12 protein-coding genes are annotated in these 17,590 nt (G+C 72.2%); 3 read left to right on the forward strand and 9 right to left on the reverse strand.

Translation table 11 applies throughout. From position 1 onward, the window contains the following. Positions 1-46 precede the first annotated feature (46 nt). Entirely contained in the window at positions 47-970 is a 924-nt protein-coding gene (locus ACFXI4_RS25010; RefSeq protein WP_384994675.1) for an RNA polymerase sigma-70 factor, read from the forward strand. 38 nt (positions 971-1,008) lie between these two features. Here ACFXI4_RS25010 and ACFXI4_RS25015 read toward each other — a convergent pair whose 3' ends face one another. Continuing rightward, positions 1,009-2,058 carry a helix-turn-helix domain-containing protein gene (locus tag ACFXI4_RS25015; RefSeq protein WP_384994679.1) on the reverse strand — a complete coding sequence of 350 codons (1,050 nt, stop codon included), beginning with the start codon at positions 2,056-2,058 and terminating at the stop codon, positions 1,009-1,011. A 213-nt stretch (positions 2,059-2,271) separates the two neighbouring features. Here ACFXI4_RS25015 and ACFXI4_RS25020 point away from each other — a divergent pair, with 213 nt between their 5' ends. Then, positions 2,272-6,480 (forward strand): S8 family serine peptidase, encoded by a 4,209-nt coding sequence (locus tag ACFXI4_RS25020; RefSeq protein ID WP_384994682.1) that lies wholly within the window; start codon positions 2,272-2,274, stop codon positions 6,478-6,480. 107 nt (positions 6,481-6,587) lie between these two features. Here ACFXI4_RS25020 and ACFXI4_RS25025 read toward each other — a convergent pair whose 3' ends face one another. Then, positions 6,588-7,520 (reverse strand): aldo/keto reductase family oxidoreductase, encoded by a 933-nt coding sequence (locus ACFXI4_RS25025; RefSeq protein ID WP_384994685.1) that lies wholly within the window; start codon positions 7,518-7,520, stop codon positions 6,588-6,590. Between the two features lie 48 nt (positions 7,521-7,568). Beyond that, positions 7,569-8,429, reverse strand: a complete 861-nt coding sequence (locus tag ACFXI4_RS25030; protein ID WP_384994687.1) for an aldo/keto reductase — start codon at positions 8,427-8,429, stop codon at positions 7,569-7,571. A 225-nt stretch (positions 8,430-8,654) separates the two neighbouring features. On the opposite strand from ACFXI4_RS25030, the gene ACFXI4_RS25035 reads away from it, so the two are divergent. Next, a complete protein-coding gene (locus ACFXI4_RS25035) occupies positions 8,655-9,662 on the forward strand; it encodes a hypothetical protein (RefSeq protein ID WP_384994690.1) in 1,008 nt (335 codons plus the stop codon). A gap of 54 nt (positions 9,663-9,716) precedes the next feature. Here ACFXI4_RS25035 and ACFXI4_RS25040 read toward each other — a convergent pair whose 3' ends face one another. From ACFXI4_RS25040 to ACFXI4_RS25065, 6 genes are all read right to left on the reverse strand, one after another. Next, positions 9,717-10,472 carry a tetratricopeptide repeat protein gene (locus tag ACFXI4_RS25040; RefSeq protein ID WP_384994692.1) on the reverse strand — a complete coding sequence of 252 codons (756 nt, stop codon included), beginning with the start codon at positions 10,470-10,472 and terminating at the stop codon, positions 9,717-9,719. A 70-nt stretch (positions 10,473-10,542) separates the two neighbouring features. Next, the gene (locus tag ACFXI4_RS25045) at positions 10,543-11,337 is read right to left on the reverse strand and encodes an SGNH/GDSL hydrolase family protein (protein WP_384994694.1); all 795 of its coding nucleotides are present in this window, start codon (positions 11,335-11,337) and stop codon (positions 10,543-10,545) included. Positions 11,338-12,186: 849 nt separating this feature from the next. Beyond that, complete coding sequence (locus ACFXI4_RS25050; protein WP_384994697.1) at positions 12,187-13,614, reverse strand: RICIN domain-containing protein; 1,428 nt, start codon at positions 13,612-13,614, stop codon at positions 12,187-12,189. A gap of 397 nt (positions 13,615-14,011) precedes the next feature. Next, positions 14,012-15,712, reverse strand: a complete 1,701-nt coding sequence (locus ACFXI4_RS25055; RefSeq protein ID WP_384994699.1) for a dipeptide ABC transporter ATP-binding protein — start codon at positions 15,710-15,712, stop codon at positions 14,012-14,014. Next, the gene (locus tag ACFXI4_RS25060) at positions 15,709-16,632 is read right to left on the reverse strand and encodes an ABC transporter permease (RefSeq protein ID WP_384994701.1); all 924 of its coding nucleotides are present in this window, start codon (positions 16,630-16,632) and stop codon (positions 15,709-15,711) included. The genes ACFXI4_RS25055 and ACFXI4_RS25060 overlap by 4 nt, the downstream gene beginning before the upstream one ends. Continuing rightward, on the reverse strand, positions 16,629-17,588 hold the full coding sequence (locus ACFXI4_RS25065; RefSeq protein ID WP_384994703.1) for an ABC transporter permease: 960 nt from the start codon (positions 17,586-17,588) through the stop codon (positions 16,629-16,631). The genes ACFXI4_RS25060 and ACFXI4_RS25065 overlap by 4 nt, the downstream gene beginning before the upstream one ends. Positions 17,589-17,590: the final 2 nt, after the last annotated feature.

Below are 17,590 nucleotides of genomic sequence, written 5' to 3' on the forward strand. Positions count from 1 at the left end.
GTCCACCAGGGTCGTTCAGGATGCACGCGAAGAAGGGGGAACAGGTGTGACGAGGACCGAGGAGTTCCAGGAGCTGCGGCCGCTGCTGTTCTCGATCGCCTACCGGATCCTGGGCAGTGTGAGCGAGGCGGAGGACGCGGTCCAGGAGGCATGGCTGCGCTATGAGGCCGCCCCGGCCCGGCCCGGGTCGCCCAGGGCGTTCCTGTCGACCGTGGTCACCCGGATCTCGATCGACGTACTGCGCTCGGCCCGCGTCCGGAGGGAGGAGTACGTCGGACCGTGGCTCCCCGAACCGCTGCTGACCGACCCGTACGAGGATCCGGTGCGGTCGGCGGAACTGGCGGACTCGGTGTCGATGGCGGCCCTGCTCCTGCTGGAGCGGCTCACTCCGCTGGAGCGTGCGGTCTTCGTGCTGAGGGAGGTGTTCGTCTTCGGCTTCCCGGAGATCGCGTCGGCCGTGGGACGCTCGGAAGCGGCGTGCCACCAGCTCGCGGTGCGGGCACGCCGGCACATGGAGGCGGGCCGGGTCCGGTTCGAGGCGGACCGGAGGGAACGCGACAGGCTCGCCGGACGCTTCTTCGACGCCTTGCGCGCGGGAGACGTCGACGGGCTGACCGAGCTGCTGGCCGCCGACGTTCACATGACCGGCGACAGCGGCGGCAAGGCACCGCAGTTCGAGCCCGTCATCCTCGGCGCCGAGAACGTGCTCCGGGCGCTGGCGTCGTTCGTCCCGCTGCTCGTCAGGAGCGGTGGCGCTGTCGAGCCACGGCAGGTGAACGGCCAGCCGGGCTCGATCTTCCGAGACCGGGACGGCCAGGTCCTCAGCACCTGGGCACTTGACGTGCTCGATGGGCGGATCCAGGCGATCCGCACCGTGAACAACCCCGACAAGCTCGGGCATGTCGGGGTGGTGGCGGACGCCTGGGAGGCCTTCCGCGAGGCGGGGCGGGCGCACCGGCCCGCGGAATGACCGAAGTGCGGACGGCGGCGGCGATGCCGGAACACCGCTCACTGCAGCCAGCCGCGGCGGGCGGCCTGTGCCGCCGCCTGGAAGCGGGTGGCCGCGCCCAGTTCGGTCATCAGGCGGTGGATGCGGCGCTGGGTGGTGCGCTCGCTCCAGCCCTGGGTGCGGGCGATGGCCGCGTCCGTGCAGCCGGACGCGAGCAGGCCCAGAAGGGCACGCGTGTCGGCGTCCGGGCCGTCGTTCCGTGCGGCCGGCGGGCTGGTGTCCCGCAGCGGGGTGGCACGTTCCCACTCGGCCTCGAAGAGTGCTTCCAGCGCGGCGAGAATGGGCGAACGGTGGATGAGGTAGGCCACGGAATGGCCGCCGGCGGCGAGACTGAAGGGGATGATCGCCGACCCGTCGTCGGCGATCACCAGCTTCAGCGGCAACTCCGCCCGCACTCGGGCTTCTTCACCGGCCCGCACGCTCGGCAGGATGTCGTCGCGAAGCCGGCCCGGCCACGCCACGGCGGCCCGGTCGTAGATGACGCGATGGGCGACACCGGTGTGCTGCCGCTGCCGCTGGTTCTCCAGATCGCTGCCCGGGCGGTTGACATAGGGGGGCCGGTCGAAGGCACGTATCCGGTGCTGGGCGCTCCCGGTGAGCCGCTGGAAGGCTGAATTGATGTCCTCGTGACCGGTGAGCAGCTCCACGGCGATGCTCGGGTCGCTGATCCGGTTGGCCTCGCGATGCGTCTCGGCGAGCTGCCGGACCAGCGAGCGGGCCGTGTCGAGCCGGCGCTCGCTCTCCCGGATGAGCTCGGTGACGGCGACGTCCGGAGCGGCGGCCGTGAAACGAGGCGGGCGGCCCGCCGACCTGATCGCGAGGCCGTTCTTCACCAGGGCGGACAGATGACGGCCGGCCACCGCCGCACCCATGCCGCAGGCTTCGGCGATCTCGGAGGCGCTGCCCCGGGGCAGCCCGACCAGGACGGTGTAGACCAGCTGCGATTCGTCGCTGAGGCCGACGACGTCAAGTTCCAATTCCAGCTCCGGTATCCGCTTTCCACCAGCCGCCACCTGCCACGACGCGGCCACCACGCCATCCTCGCGCACGGTCCGTTCCTGCCCGCGTCCGCCCCTGGGCCAAGGGCGGACCGCGTCGCCCCGCGGCTCCCGTGGCCGATCACTGCCAGCTGACGGAAGTCCGCCACGGCCGTCATCTTGTGCCGGCTCCCACGGGTTGACAGATTCCCCACGCGTCGGCGCCGTTCAGACGGCCGACGCCCTCTCTTTCCCCGATCTCCTCAGGCAAGAAGTGGAGTGCCCATGAAACGGCGGAGACGAGCGGTCGCTCGTGGCGTCGGCGCGATAGCCATCGCGGCCCTGCTGCTCGGCACGCCCGTGCAGTACGCGGCCTCGTCCGCAGCGGCTGCCACGGCGTCCGGCACCGGCTCGAAGGACGCGCTCGCCGCGGCCGCCCCGTCAGCCGTGCCGGGTGCCTCCGCACTCGGTCCCGTGGGCTCCTTCCTGAAGCCCGGTCCCGCGCGGACCAGGCCGGCCGGCCCTCACCAGGTCCTCGTGGTGCTGGGGCCCGGCGCCCAGGTGACCGGGGAACGGAAGGGCGCGCGGAGCGACCTCCGGGTCCGCACCCCGCTCACCTCCGACGCCGGGGTGAACACCGCCCTGCGACGCGCCCGCGCCGTCTCCATCCGGCCCCTGGTCCCGGGACTCACCGCCGCGCAGGGCCGCGCACTGCACACGGCCGCCCGGGCGAAACTCGGCGCCGGCGCGGTCGATCTGTCCAAGGTCCAGGTCGTCCAGCTGGCCGGCGGCGACGACGCCGCCGCCGCCCGGACACTGGCCGCCACACCGGGCGTCGTCTACGCGGAACCCGACCAGACCGTCTCGCCGATGAACACCGGCGCCGTACCCCTGCGCGCACCGGGAACCGCGGCCGCAACCGGCGGCGCCGACGGCGACGGACGGGACACGCCGAAGGCGCGGCACAGCGGCACGACCGGCTCCGACGGTGTCCCAGGCAACGCGGCCCTCGCCACCTCGACGCAGAGCTTCCTCGACGCCGGCGGCGTCGACGTCACCGGCGCCTACAGCCTGCTCAAGCGGAAGTTCGGCCAGCTGCCGGGCACCGGAGAGACCATCACCAACGTCTCGATCGGCGACCTCACCGACGAGTCGACGCCGAACCTCGGTTCGACCGGTCCGACGACCGTCCTGCACGACGGCCGCCGGTACCTGGACGTCCCCACCATGCCGCTGATCCCCACCTACACCGCGGACGCCACCGGTGCCCTCGACCCGGCCGGCTCGACCCAGGGACAGGACCCGGCGCTCGGCGAGGTGCTCCTGGACTTCTCCGTGATGGCGCCGCTTCCGCACGAGGCGCAGCGCCCGGGGATGCGGGGCAGCGGGGACTCCGATCTGCTGGGCATCGCGCCGGGCGCCAAGTACCGGCTCGTCGTCCCGCAGGAGCCGACCTTCAGCCAGATCGCCGTCGCCCTGCTGGCCGCGGCCCGGCAGACGCCGCGGCCCGACGTGATCACCGCCAGCCTGGGCTACGGCACCGACGCCTACGGCATGCCCGGCCGCTACCTGGAGGACGACCCCGTCCAGCAGTCCGTGATCGCGTCCATCGTGCGGCAGTACGGCATCACCGTCGTCGTCTCGTCGAACGACGGAACCCGCCTGTACACCAACGCGGCCGTCGGACCGGACGGCGGCAGCACACCGACCGACGTGACACGCAAGCCCGCCGACACCACCCGTATCGACGACGACCAGATGTCGACCACGCCCACCCGGGTCCTCGATTCCGGGGCGATCGCCGCGGGCGGCACGACCACCGACGACACGCTGTCCGTTCCCCCGCAGGACGGCGGCGCGGCCTCGACGGCCGGCACCTGGGCGACCACCAGGCTCAACGGATCCGGTGTCTTCTCCTCGGGATTCGGCACACGTGTCGACGTCTCGGCGCCCAGTGACGGCATACCCGCCTTCGAACACCAGGGGCAGACCGCGCAGTCCGTCGCGGAGGTCCTCAGCGGCGGCACCTCCGCCTCCGCCCCCGAGATCGCGGCGGCCGCCGCGGTCGTACTGCAGACCTCGCGGCTGACCGGCCGGCACCCCTCACCTGACGAGGTGCGCGCACTGCTGGAACGGACCGGCCGCGCCGTGCCCACGCCGCCGCAGGTCGACCGGCCGCTGCACGTGGGCCCGCAGCTCGATGTCACGGCGGCCGTGCAGGCCGTACTGGCCGGGGCACACGGCGGACTCGCCGGTAACGGAGCGGCCAGGATCGTGCGGCTGTCCGTGGCGCATCGCCAGACCATCGGCGGCCTCGGCGGCAGTTACCTGGAGTCCACCGATCCGGGCCGCATCGACCTGGCCGGACCGGGCACGGGGTCCGGTGCCACCGGGGAGGGCCTGGTGGGACCGGTGACGATCGGTGCCGACGTGACCGGCCTGACAGGAGACAAGGGCATCGAGTACGTGCTGCGCATCGGGAAGCGGGAGTTCACCTCCGCCACTCCCGCGGTGCGGCTGACACCCGCACAGATGCTCACCGCGGCGGGTCTGCCCGTCGCCTCCACGACCGACCGCCGGCTCTCCCTCGCCTTCGAGGTGCGCCACGGCCGCCAGGTGCTCGCGGCCGCGCGCCACGAGCTGACCTTCGGCCCCACCGACGGGGGATACGCCGAGGCACTCGCCCCGGTGGTCCAGCCCGTGGTCGCAGCGGGTCACTCGGTACGGGTGCGTTACGACCTCACCGGAGTGCGCAACGTCAGCTCGCCCGAGCTGGTCGTGTCGGGGGTCGGCCACTTCAGTCCGGCGGCGGCTCCCATCTTCTCCGCTTCCTACAGCGTTGCGCTGACCGCACCGAGGGGGACGGTCACCGTCCCGGCCGGCGCCTTCACGGCGGGCGGCGGCATCTACGGGATCGGCGTCGTCCAGAATCCCACCGGCGGCGCCAGGGGCGTGCCGTTGTACGGGGAGTTCGCCTCGGTCCGGGTCGACGGCGGGAGCATCGCGCAGCGCCCCGCGGCACCGGCCCTGGCCGCCGAGCCGTCCGGGGGGCCGTCCGCCGGATCCGGACATCTGCTGGAGATCACCCGGGCCGCGCCCCGGTTCTCCGTGAGCTACGACGTCTCGCGGGTCAAGGGCGCGACCGGCACGCTCCTGGAGTTCTCCGCCCCCGGCCCGAACATGTACGGCTCCTACAACCTGGTCAGCAACCAGAACGGCAGCGTCCGCGACCACGACGGAGTGGACAGCCCGGCCAGGCTGCACCGCTCGCTGACGGGCACGCGGGGCACGGCGAAGCTCGACGCCCGGGCGCTCGGGCTGCCCTCGTCCATCGCCTACGACCTGCGGGTCTTCGCCCTCGACAGGAACGGCGGGATCCTCGGGCAGGCGTCACCGACGTCCTTGCTGGCCTACGACGACGGACCGGCTCCGGACGGCACCAACCTGACCGATTTCGCGATCGTTCCTGGAGGAACCTCCGTCGCGTCGGTCGAGAGCCCGACCGCGGAGGGCTCGGTCTACGACTACGACGCCGCCGACGGAACCTATGGACGCAAGCTCACCGGCGATCCCGCCTACGGCTCGGTCTACGAGGTGTTCGGCGTCGACTCCTCCCACCACGCACTCGTGCTGCACAAGCGGACCACCACCGGCGAGCAGTGGCTGGAGACCTACGACACGAGCACCGGTGACGCCGTCGGACGTCCCGCCCGCGTCGACGACCAGTACGTCGTGACCGGCGCGCGCGTGGACGACGAACGCCGTCGGGCCGCCGTGCTGGCGTCCCGCACCGGGGACGGGGCGGGCTTCGTCCTGCCCGTGGACACGGCGACCGGCACCCTGGGCACACCCCTCCAGCTCGACTCCGCCACGGTGGGCGGCGCCCCCTACGGGCTGCTGGAGCTGGACCGGACGACCGGTGTCTTCACCGCGCAGAAGACCGGCTCCACCGTCAACTGCCTGGCCGGGAGCGGCTCCGGCACGGTGGCGGAGGTCGACCTGGACACGGGTACGGTCACCCAGGGCCCGGGCGGAACCCCGTGCGCCGGAACCCTCGCCTCCGATGAAGAGGGCGACCTCTACGAGACGTGGTACCACTCCATCAGCGTGAACTTCCCCGGCACCGGGTATCTGGCGCGGCTGGGCGGCGGTGACCCGGTCAACGTGGGGACGGCGCAGGCGCCCGTCGCACTCGCGGTCGACGGGCGGCACCACCTGGCGCTCCTCGGCTTCCGCTACCCGGACCTGCAACCCACCGGAGGCTTCCAGCAGTACGGCTTCACCGACAACAACGCCACCGGCCGCATCGCCGTCGTCGACCTGAGGACCGGCAAGACGGTGGGAACGGTCAGCGGCGTGGAGTACCCGCAGTTCGGGGCCTACAACGGACGGCTCGACTCGCATCACGAACGCGCCGTCCAGCTCGACCCGGCAACCCGCACGGGCTGGACGTACGCGGGCGACGGCAGCCAGATCCAGCAGTTCTCCTACTGATCGGGTCCACCGGTCGGCCGTCAGGTTCCGCGGGCGGTTCGAAGCGCCCGCGGAAGCGCCGCGCAGCGGCGAGCGTACGGCTCGCCGCTGTCCGGGTGGGGCGACGGTCAGGGCACGATGTACTGGGCGGCGCGGAACAGTTCGTACCACTCCGCACGGGTCAGGGGGACGTCCGATCCGAGGGCGGCGTCCGCGACGCGCTGCGGGGTGGTCGTGCCGATGACCACCTGCATCCGGGCGGGGTGGCGGGTGATCCAGGCCGTCGCGATGGCCAGGGACGGCACCTCGTACTTCGCCGCCAGGCGGTCGATGACGGCGTTGAGTTCGGGGTGGCGCTCGGAGCCGAGGAAGGGCCCGTCGAAGAAGCCGGCCTGGAACGGCGACCAGGCCTGCACGGTGATGTCGTGCAGTCGGCAGTAGTCCAGGAGCCCGTCGTCACGGCTGACCGACTGGTCCAGGCCCTGCATGTTGGCCGCGACGCCCTGCGCGACGAGCGGGGCGTGCGTGATCGACAGCTGGAGCTGGTTCGCCACCAGCGGCTGACTGACATGGCGGCGCAGCAGGTCGATCTGGCGAGGGGTGTGGTTCGAGACGCCGAAGGCCCGCACCTTGCCCGCCGCGGCCAGGTCGTCGAAGGCACGCGCGACCTCTTCGGGTTCGACCAGGGCGTCGGGACGGTGCAGCAGCAGGATGTCGAGGTAGTCGGTGCCGAGAGCCTTGAGCGAACCGTCCACCGACTCGACGAGGTGCTCATAGGAGAAGTCGAAGTACGGGCCTTCGCCGACGATGCCCGCCTTCGACTGGATGATCAGCTTTTCGCGCTGCGAGGGGCTCAGCCGCATCGCCTCGGCGAAACGCCGCTCGCAGCCGTGCAGTTCGCTGCCGTACACGTCGGCGTGGTCGAGGAACGTGATGCCGGCGTCCATCGCGGTCGCGAGGAGTTCGCGGACCTCGGCGTCGCTCTTGTCCTGGATGCGCATCAGGCCGAGCACGATGTTCGGGACGACCATGTCGGTGCCGGGCAGTGTGAACGTCTTCACGATCGGGTCCTTCTCCATCAGTGGGTGGGCGGTGCGGTGCCGGGCACCTCAGGCCGCCGACAGGCGGGAAATCTGCTCCGCGGTCAGCTCGACGTCGGTGGCGGCCGCCGAGTCACGGATGCTTTCGGGGCGGGAGGCCCCGGGAATCGGGACCACCACGGGCGCCAGGGCGAGCTCCCAGGCCAGGGTCACCCGGTAGACGCTGACGCCCACCTCGTTTGCGACCTCGCGGAAGGCGGCCTGCTGCGCCGGGAGTTCGGGCGCGTTCGCGATGCCGCCCAGTGGGCTCCAGGGCAGGAACGCGATCCCGAGTCCGGCGCAGTGCTCCAGCTCGCGCAGACTGGAGCGGAACCGGGGCGAGAACTGGTTCTGGACCGAGGCGAGGCGACCGCCCAGGATCTGGTTCGCCTCGTCGATCTGGTCCACGGTCGCGTTCGAGATGCCCGCCATGCGGATCACGCCCTCGTCGAGCAGGTCACGGATCGCGCCGATCGAATCGGCGTACGGGACGCGCGGGTCGGGGCGGTGGAACTGGTAGAGGCCGATCGCCTCGACGCCGAGGCGCTTGGCCGACTCCTTGGCGGCCCGCTTGAGATGGGCCGGATCACCGTTCACGGTCCAGCTGCCGTCGCCGGGCCGCAGGTGGCCCCCCTTCGTCGCGACCAGCACGTCGTCCGCTCCCCGGCCGTACGTGCGCAGGGCCCCGGCGATGAGCTCCTCGTTGTGGCCGACCTCGGCGGCGTCGCGGTGGTACGCGTCCGCCGTGTCGACGAACGTGACACCGGCGTCCAGCGCGGCGTGGATCGTCGCGATCGATCTGCCGGCTTCGGGGCGGCCCTCGATGGACATCGGCATGCCGCCGAGCCCGATCGCCGAAACCGTCCGTCCGCCGATCGTGCGTTGCTTCATCGGATGTCTCCTCCGGGTGTGGAAGACAGGTGGTCGAGGTCTTCCCGTGCGGAAGGCCTGCTCGGCCGAGCCTAGGAATCGATGATTCAGAGGTCCAACAGTTGTTGGTCATGGCATTGAGAAGGGGAATCGATGAGTGTGTCCGGCGCGTACATCTCGCCGCCCCGGCCGGACGCCGGGACGGTGCGTGCGGCGCCGTCACGACGCACGGGTACGGTTCGTCGCGTGGACGCTGACGTGGAGCTGGACGCGGACGGATGGGAGTCGCGGCACCGGGCCGCGTACGGGTGCGGTGCCTGGGAGCGGGCCTGTCGTCAGGGGGGCCTGATGACCGCCTGGCACCAGGAGCAGGATCTCCTCTTCGGCGCGCCCGCGTCCCGGCGGCACGCCGCTGAGCCGGGCGCACGCGTGAAGTGGCCGTGGGGGAGCGGCCCGCACACCCTTGGTCTCCTGCTGTGGCGGACCGCCTACGACGCCGGAATCCTCGTCGACGAAGTCCCCCTGGCCGATGTCCTGCGCTACTGCGACCCCGCGGCCGCTCCGCCGGCGGCGGGCCCGATGCCCGACGCGGCCCGCGACGGTGGGATCGGGGTCGGCGGAGTCGAGGCGGTGGCCAGGGTCAGACCCGTACTGCTCGCCCATCTCGCCCCCGAACTCCCGCGTGCGGCCCTGGCCGGGGCGCGGCCGGCGGCGACGGTCGGCTACCGCGTCCGGGAGATCCTGGCGACACCCGACTGGGACCGCGGCGACTGGCCGGCGGTGATCGCGCTGGCCCGGCAGGCGATGCGGCGGGCCGACGTTCTCCGGGAACAGGGGAGCTGGCGGCCCGGCGCCCGGGAACGGTCCCTGTACGGCCGCATGTCCCTGGACCGCGAACCGGCCGACGTCACCGGCGCGCGGGGTGGCCGGGCCCCGGGCTGGCTGGCCCGCGCAACGTACCTGGTCGGCCTCGCCGACGTGCTCTCCGGGGCCGTCGAGGCGATGCCGCGCGACGACGGAGGAACCCCGGAGCCGCTGGCGCAGGCCCTGGAGGCCACGGCTCGTGCCTGCGCCGGGCTGCGGTCCAGCACCGAGGAGGTACGGCTCCTGTGGGCGGCCGAGCCGCAGGAGCCGCGGGATGCGGCCGACTGGGAGCTGTCCCGCGTACCGGAGACCCTGCGGGTCCAGACGGAGGAGACACGGGAGCTGGTACGGACGCTCTCCGCCTTCCTGTGGGCGCTGGCGTGCGCGTGACCGGCCGGTGCGCGTCACAAGTGGGCGGGGCCGGCGCTGCCCGGGCCGCACCGCTCAGATGAAGTCGCCCCGTCGCTCCACGGGGTTGACGGCGTCGCGTCGCTGCTGCGCCGCGCGGGCCGTCCGCGTCGCCGCCTCCTCGCGCAGGTGTGCCTGGCTCTGCAGGGCCATCATCGACCCGAGCGGATGGCGGCCGGTCATCGGGTTGTCCACGCAGGACCGGTAGAGGGCGGCGGCGCGCCCGGTGTCCTGGTAGAGGGTGCGGTAGAGCTCGGCGGCACGGTACTGGGCGTAGGGGTGGCCGCGCTCGGCGGCCGCCAGGAAGTGCTCCAGCGCGTGTTCCGCGGGCGTGCGGGTCAGCGGCAGCAGCCGCTCCAGGTACAGCTCGCCCAGGGCCAGCATGGCTTCGGGTTCGCCCAGCCGGGCCGCGGCCCGGTAGTGGCGGGCCGCTTCGTCGAGTGACTGGGCCATACCCGCCTCGGGGCAGCCCTGGTGGTACAGCGCGCCGAGGTAGTAGGCCGCCCGCGGCGAACCGGTGCTCTGCCGCAGCAGCGGCACCGCGATCGCGTAGTGGCCCTGCAGATAGGCGATGTGCCCCAGGAGTTCCACGGCGGCGTCGTGACCGGCGGAGGCGGCGGTCTCCAGGAAATAGGGGGCCGCGGCGCGGTGTTGCGCGCTGTTCCAGCAGTGCAGACCGATCTGGTAGTGGTCCTCGGCACTGGTCGGCTCGCGGCCGTCCACGGTGAAGTCGGTTCCCTGCCAGTGCGCCACGTCGCCGCCCCCTTCGCCCCGGCCCGCCGCGGCGGGCACCCATGGGTCATTGTGCCTCGCGCGCAGGCACCCCGGGAGTCCGGTGCCTGCGCGCGTGGTCGTGGGCCGGTCAGCTGTTGGCGTTGAGGACGGGGTAGAAGCCGGAAGCGTGGCCGGTGGCGGTGGGGTGGTAGGACTCCCAGGTCGGCGAGATGACGATGGAGTGCAGCCAGTCGTCTCCGGAGCACAGTTCGTGCCCGTTGAACGTGGTGCGGACGTCGCCGAAGACGAAGCCGTGCGCGGCGGCCCTGCCCTGGATGACGCTGTCGAGGACGTCCGAGGCCTCGTCGATCTTGCGGTGCTTGGTGTCGCTGAGCCCGATGCAGAAGACGTTGAGGGTGTACAGGTGCGGGTAACCCAGCACGACCACCTTGGCGTTGGGCGCCTTGGCGCGGATCGCGGCGTAGGTGGCGTCGAGGCGGCCGGGCAGGGTGTTCCGCGCGTACGTCTCGGCCTGGTTGACCCTGTTGACGCAGTCGGAGTCCGAATCCGTGGCGCAGGCCGTCATGACGTCGGCGAAGCCCGCGTCGTTCCCGCCGATGGTGACGGAGACCAGCGTGGTGGCGGAGTTGAGGGGGCCCAGCTGGGAGTTCGTCACGTCGGTGGTGACCGCGCCGGAGCAGGCCGTGTCCGCGAAGGAAGACGGGGCGTGCGCGTTCTTCCAGAGGTAGGGGTAGGAGCTGAGGCTGCGGTGGCAGCTGCCGCTCGCGCTGTCGTAGTTGCCCGCGCCGTTGCCGGCGGAGTACGAGTCGCCCAGCGCGACGTACACCGGCCCGGCGGCCTCGGCCGGAGCGGCCAGACCCAGACTGATGAGGACTGCGGCGCCCAGAGCTGCGAGCAGGGACAGCGACTTGGTCGATCTCACGGGACCTCCAGAAGTGGAATGTCGGATTCCATCGGGTGGTGCACGAAAGGAGCGTGAGGTTGATGTGGGCATGACAGGTCACCCTCTTGTGGCGCTCCTCGTTCGCGCCCTGGCCTCGCGGGAACGGGGTCAGGGCGCTGGTGAACGGGGAGGGCCGCCGCGAGAGGGCGGTGAGACACCCCCGGCGGACCGGTGGGGGTGGTGTGCGGACCGCGAGGACGCGGCCGGCCGGCCGTCAGTGCATGCCGGTGCCGTACGAGTTCGCCATCCCGGTCACGGGACCGGCGGCGGGGGCCGAGGCGCGCGCGCCGTGGTGGCAGTACCTGCGTAGCCGGGCGCGGCGGTGGAGGGCTGGTGGCCTGGGTGAGGTGCTCCTGCCGCGTCGGGGCCGTACGGGGGCTCCGCTCCTGTGTGCTGCGGCGGCCGCGTCGTCGCGGGGGGTCGGGCTGTTCCTCGGCGGGGACCCGTCTGTGCGGGTGGCGGTGAGAGTCGTCGGGGTGGTTGCCGTCGTCGGGCCGGGCGCTGTGGCGATCGGTTCCGTGCGTCTCGCGGTGCTGGGCTTCTTGATCCGCATGCGTTCCTCCTGTGGGGGGATGCGGGTCAGAGGGGCGAGTGGGTACGGCACACGGGCCCGCCGGATGGGCAGGCTGGACGTGCTCCTGACAATTTCAATTCTGAAGTATCGTGAGTCCAGGCGCTGTCGGCAAGCCATCGGGCGCAGAATTTACGCGCGTAACACCTGGCCCTCCGGCGCGCCACGAACTGCGTTCCGAGCGATCGCCCCCGAACCACCGCGCTCCGTCACACGCATGTGTGACGGAGCGCATTCAAGGAGGCCGTGCGGCCCCGTCAGGCCGGCAGGTGGAACTGCTGGTTGGTACCGCCGGCGCAGGTCCAGATCTGCAGTCGGGCGCCGTTGGCGGTCGACTTGTCGGTGACGTCGAGGCACTTGCCGGACGCGGGGTTCACCAGGGTGTCGCCGCTGCCCCGCTGCCAGACCTGGGCGCCGGTGCCGTTGCAGTCGTACAACTGGACCTTCGTGCCGTTGGCGGTGCCGGCGGAGGTGAGGTCCATGCACTTGCCGAGACTGCGGACGGTGCCGTCGGACCCCACGGTCCACTGCTGGGCGCCGGTGCCGTTGCAGTCATACATCTGAACGGCCGTGCCGTTGGCGCTGCTTGCCGCCGCGACGTCCACGCACTTGCCGCCGAGCCCGGTGATCTGGCCGGTGGACCCGGTGGGCGGCGGGGTCGTCGTACCGCCGGTCACGGTGTTGAAGGTGCTGGAGAACTGCCAGGCGCTCTGCGGAGTCCCGCTGCAGGTGTCGGAGAGCTGGCCGTTGGTGGCGCACGCCTTGTCGCGGCCGAGTGCCCAGAAGGCGAGTTCCTGGATGCCCTTGGACTTGGCGAAGTCGGCGAGGGCGGTGGCGTTGCCGGTGGTGAAGATCTCGCTGGTGTCGTCGTTGACCCCGATCATCGGGGTGTTGCCCTCCATCGCCCACAGCTCGGCGTCGGACTTCTCCGGCCAGATGGCGCCGAGCTGACTGCGCAGGGCGGTGGCGGCGTCGGTGGCCGCCTTGCCCATGTCCCGGGTCCCGTCGTAGTAGTCCATCGTCATGATGTTGACGAGATTGACGGTGAGCCCGTTGCTCTTGGCGTTGGACAGCAGCTTCGTGCCGTTGCCGTCCAGGCCGTTCGGCATGGAGGGCAGGGTGTACTGGACGTCCAGCTTGCGTCCGGCGGCGGCGTACTCCTGCTGGAGCTGGACGAGGGCCTTGTTCCGGCGGTCGTTGGCCGCGGTGTCGGCGATCGCACTGCCCTCGATGTCGAAGTCGACCCGGGTGAGGTTGAGGGTGTCGATGACCTTCTTGTACTGGGCCTTGAGCGAGGCCACGGTGGTACAGGCCTGTGCCTCCTCGGTGCCGGAGGCGCCGCCGAAGGAGGCGATGACGTCGCCGCCCGCGCCGCGCAGGGAGTTGATCGCCGAAGTCCAGCCGGCATCGGTGACGGGGGTGTCACCGTTGAACATGGCGTTGCAGCCGCCGCCGTCGATGACGAAGGCGAGCGTGAAGTACTTCAGGCCCGTGGCGGTGCGGGCGTTGGTCATGGCCGAGGGCGAGTTCCACGTCTCGACATACGGCGCGGCGTAGTGGGCGGGGAAGCCAGGGCCGGGGTTGGCGGCGGCGCTCGCGGAGCCGCCGGCGGCGAGGAGGGCGGCGGCGGCCGTCGCGAGGACTGCGGGAAGGGCGGTGAGGGCTCTGGCGGTCGATCTGATCACAGGACGGCTCCTGTCATGAACGCGTGACGCGCGAGGTGGGGGTGCCGAGACAGAGCATGCGGGAGCTGCAGCGGTATGTTCACATAACTGAATGATGGTTCCACTGCTGAACCATCGATGGTTGAAGACGGTATGGACTAGACCAGCTGCGCGTCAATACCCCGTACATCGACCGCACTTCAGGCGCCCGGGCCCGCCGGCGGCCCAGCGCGCCGAGCACGGGCGGTCGCCGGCGGGCCGGATGCGCCGCGCCAGGTGCCGTCGAAGCCGAGCCGTTCCCCGTCCTCCAGGAGCTGAAGGGTCTCCGCACAGACCGGGGCAGGGGACGTCGTCCGCGAGGTCACCGGGTCAGGAAGGCGAGTGAGGCGACGGCCGTAGTGCTCAGGGGTGCCGGTCTTCAGTTCGTGGTGGTTTCGGCGGCGGGGGCGGGGGACCGGCCGCCCGGGATCGCCGCCAGCAGCTCCCGGGTGTACTCGTGGCGGGGCTCGGCGAACAGGTCCTCCGGCGGGCCCGTCTCGACGACGCGCCCGGCCCGCATGACGGCGACCTGGTGCGCGATCTGCCGTACGACCGCCAGGTCGTGCGAGACGAACAGATACGCCACGCCGGTGTCCGCCTGCAACTCGGCCAGCAGGTCCAGGACTTGGGCCTGCACGGAGACGTCGAGCGCGGAGACGGGTTCGTCACACACCACCAGGTCGGGGGAGAGCGCCAGGGCCCGCGCGATGGCCACCCGCTGGCGTTGTCCGCCCGACAGCTCCGCCGCTCGCCGCTCGAGCGTCGCGGCGGGCAGCGCGACCCGGTCGAGGAGCTCGCGGGCGCGGTCGAGCCGGGCGGTGCGGTCGCCGACCCTGAACGCCCGCAGCGGCTCGGTGACCACCTCGCCGATGGACAGGCGCGGGTCGAGCGAGGCGTAGGGGTTCTGGTAGACGAGCTGGGCGCGCCGGCGCAGCTGTCTGACCTCGGCGCCCCTGGCGGTGGTGACGTCGGCTCCGTCGAACAGCACCTGCCCGGAGGTCGCCTCGGCCAGGCGCAGGATCAGCCGGGCGGTGGTGGACTTGCCCGAGCCCGACTCCCCGACCAGGGCGAGGGTCTGCCCGCGCCGCAGGGTGAGGCTGACGTCGTCCACCGCGCGCAGGGCGTGGGCCGGGCCACCGGCCCGCGGCAGCCTGAACTCCTTGACCAGGTGGCGTGCCTCGACCAGTGGAACCGTCGTGTCGGCGGGGGCGGCGGCGACCGGGGTGCGGGGACGGGCCGTGGTCAGGCTCGGGGCCGCGGCCAACAGCCGCCGGGTGTAGTCGTGCTGAGGGTCGGCGAGGACGGCGCGGGTCTCGCCTGCCTCGACCACCCTGCCCTGGGACATGACCACCAGGCGCTGGGCCCGGTCGGCGGCCACCCCGAGGTCATGGGTGACCAGCAGGATCGCGGTGCCCGACGCCTCCGTGAGGTGCTGGAGACGGTCGAGGATCAGCCGCTGCACGGTCACGTCGAGCGCGCTGGTCGGCTCGTCGGCGATGATCAGCCGCGGCTTGGCGGCGATCGCGACGGCGATCAGAGCCCGTTGCCGCATGCCGCCGGACAGTTCGTGCGGGTACTGCCGGGCCCGGACGGCCGCGTCGGGCAGCCCGGCCCGGTCGAGCACGGCGACCGCCTCGGCCGCCGCCGTCCGGCGGGTCGCCAGGCCGTGGATGCGCAGCACCTCGGCGACCTGGTCGCCGATCCGTTCGACCGGGTTGAGCGAGACCGTCGGGTCCTGGGGGACCAGCCCTATCTGTGCGCCCCGCACGGTACGCAGCTCCGCCTCCGACAGTGTCGCCAGATCGTGCCGGCCGAAGCGGACCGTGCCCGTGTCGACGCTGCCGTTCGCCGCCAGCAGGCGGGTGACGGCATGCGCGGTGGTGCTCTTGCCCGAGCCGGACTCACCCACCACGGCGGTCACCTGCCCCGGCCATACGTCGAGGTCCACGCCCCGTACGGCCGGGACCGTGCCGCCCCGGGTGCGGTACGACACGGACAGGCCGCGGATCTCCAGGAGTGGTGCGGTCACGTTCCCACCGTTCTCGCGTGCGTCATCGTTCACGTGTGCGTCGTCGGTCATCGCTGCCGCGCCCATTCGCCGTCCAGCGCCCGGGCGACGCGGTTGGTGGCCAGCACGGTCGCGGCGATCGCCAGGCCGGGCAGGGCGGTCAGCCACCAGGCGTTGGCCAGGTAGTTGCGGCCGTCGGAGATCAACGTCCCCCACTCCGGGGCGGGCGGCGGCGCGCCGTAGCCGAGGAAGCTCAGCGCCGACACGGCCAGGATCGAGGAGCCGAAGTCCAGAGTGGCCAGGACGATCACCGGCCCCGCGGCGTTGGGCAGGACGTGCCGGCCCAGCACCGAGTACCAGCGGGTCCCGCAGGACCGGGACGCCTCGACGAACACCGCCTGCCGCACCCGCAGCACCTCGGCCCGCGCCACCCGGGCGAAGGAGGCGACGCTGGCGATGCCGACCGCGACCGCCACCTTCACCGTCCCGTACCCGAGGGCGGTGACCAGGGCCAGCGAGAGGAACAGCGCGGGGATGGCGAGGAGTACGTCGACGAGGCGCATCAGCGCGTCGTCCACCCAGCGGCCCACGAACCCGGCGACCACGCCGAGCAGACCGCCGACCACGAAGGCGACCAGGACCGCGATCAGCGTGGCCTTCAGGGAGAGCTGGGCGCCGTGCACCACGCGGGAGAAGACGTCGCGGCCCAGTTCGTCCGTGCCGAACCAGTGACTGCCGCTCGGACCCCGGAAGTTCTCGGACGGCACCCCCTGCAACGGATCCTGCGAGGTGAACAGTTCCGGCCAGAAAGCGGCGAGCACCACCAGCACGAGGACGACGGCGGACACCAGCAGGCCCGGACGGCGCAGCAGGAAGCGGACCACCCGGCGCCGGTCGGCGAACCGGCCGGGCCGCGCGGGAGGTCCGGGCTCGACCGGCCGGGCGAGGCCGAGTGCGGCCTCCGCCCGGTCGTCGACGAGGCTCTGGCTCATGCGAAGCTCGCCCTTCTGTCCGAGGTCACCACGATGCGCGGGTCCAGCAGCGGATAGACGAGGTCGACGAGCAGGTTCGTCGCCACGAAGATCAGCGCGCCGAACACCACCACCCCCTGGACCAGCGGGATGTCCTGGGTGGTGACCGCCCCGGCGGTCACCCGGCCCAGACCGTCGCGGGAGAACACCGTCTCGACCACCACCGAACCGGCGATCAGCTGCCCGACCAGCAGGCCCACGACCGTCAGCGCCGGCAGCGAGGCGTTGCGCAGCGCGTGCCGCAGATGCACCCGCCACCGGCCGGCGCCCTTGGCCCGCGCGGTCTCCACATAGGCCTGGTCCAGCGCGGTCAACAGGCTCTTGGCCAGTACCTGCGCGACCAGCGCGCCGGTCGGGACCGCCAGTGTCAGGGCCGGCAGCACCAGGCCGCGCAGCCCGTCGTCGCCGAACGCCGGGAACCAGCGCAGCCGGAACGAGAACGCCTCGACCAGCAGCAGACCCACCCAGAACGTCGGGACCGACACGCCGAGCGGCGGCAGCGACAGCAGCAGTTGCCGCAGCCACCGCCGCGAGGTGTACGTCGCCACCACCGCGAGGCCGCCGCCGAGCACCACCGCCAGCAGCAGTGCCGCCCCCGTCAGCTGGAGCGTCCGCGGCAGCGCGTCGGCCAGGGTGGAGGTCACCGGGCGGCCGGTGGAGACCGCGTCGCCGAAGTCCCCGCGCACCGCCCGGCCCAGATACTCCGCGTACTGCGCCGGCACGGGCTTGTCGAACCCGTACTCGTGCCGCAGCCTGGCCAGCCGGGCCGGGTCGACCTGCCCGGAGTCCATGCCGGCCCCGGCCATGGCGGAGACCGGGTCACCGGGCAGGAAGTCCAGCACCAGGAACGACACCGTGTAGGCCGCCCACAGCACTCCGACCGCCTGCGTCAGCCGTTTGATCACATAGCGCCGCATCC

This window comes from Streptomyces sp. NPDC059224, from assembly GCF_042754285.1.
Lineage (GTDB): Bacteria > Actinomycetota > Actinomycetes > Streptomycetales > Streptomycetaceae > Streptomyces.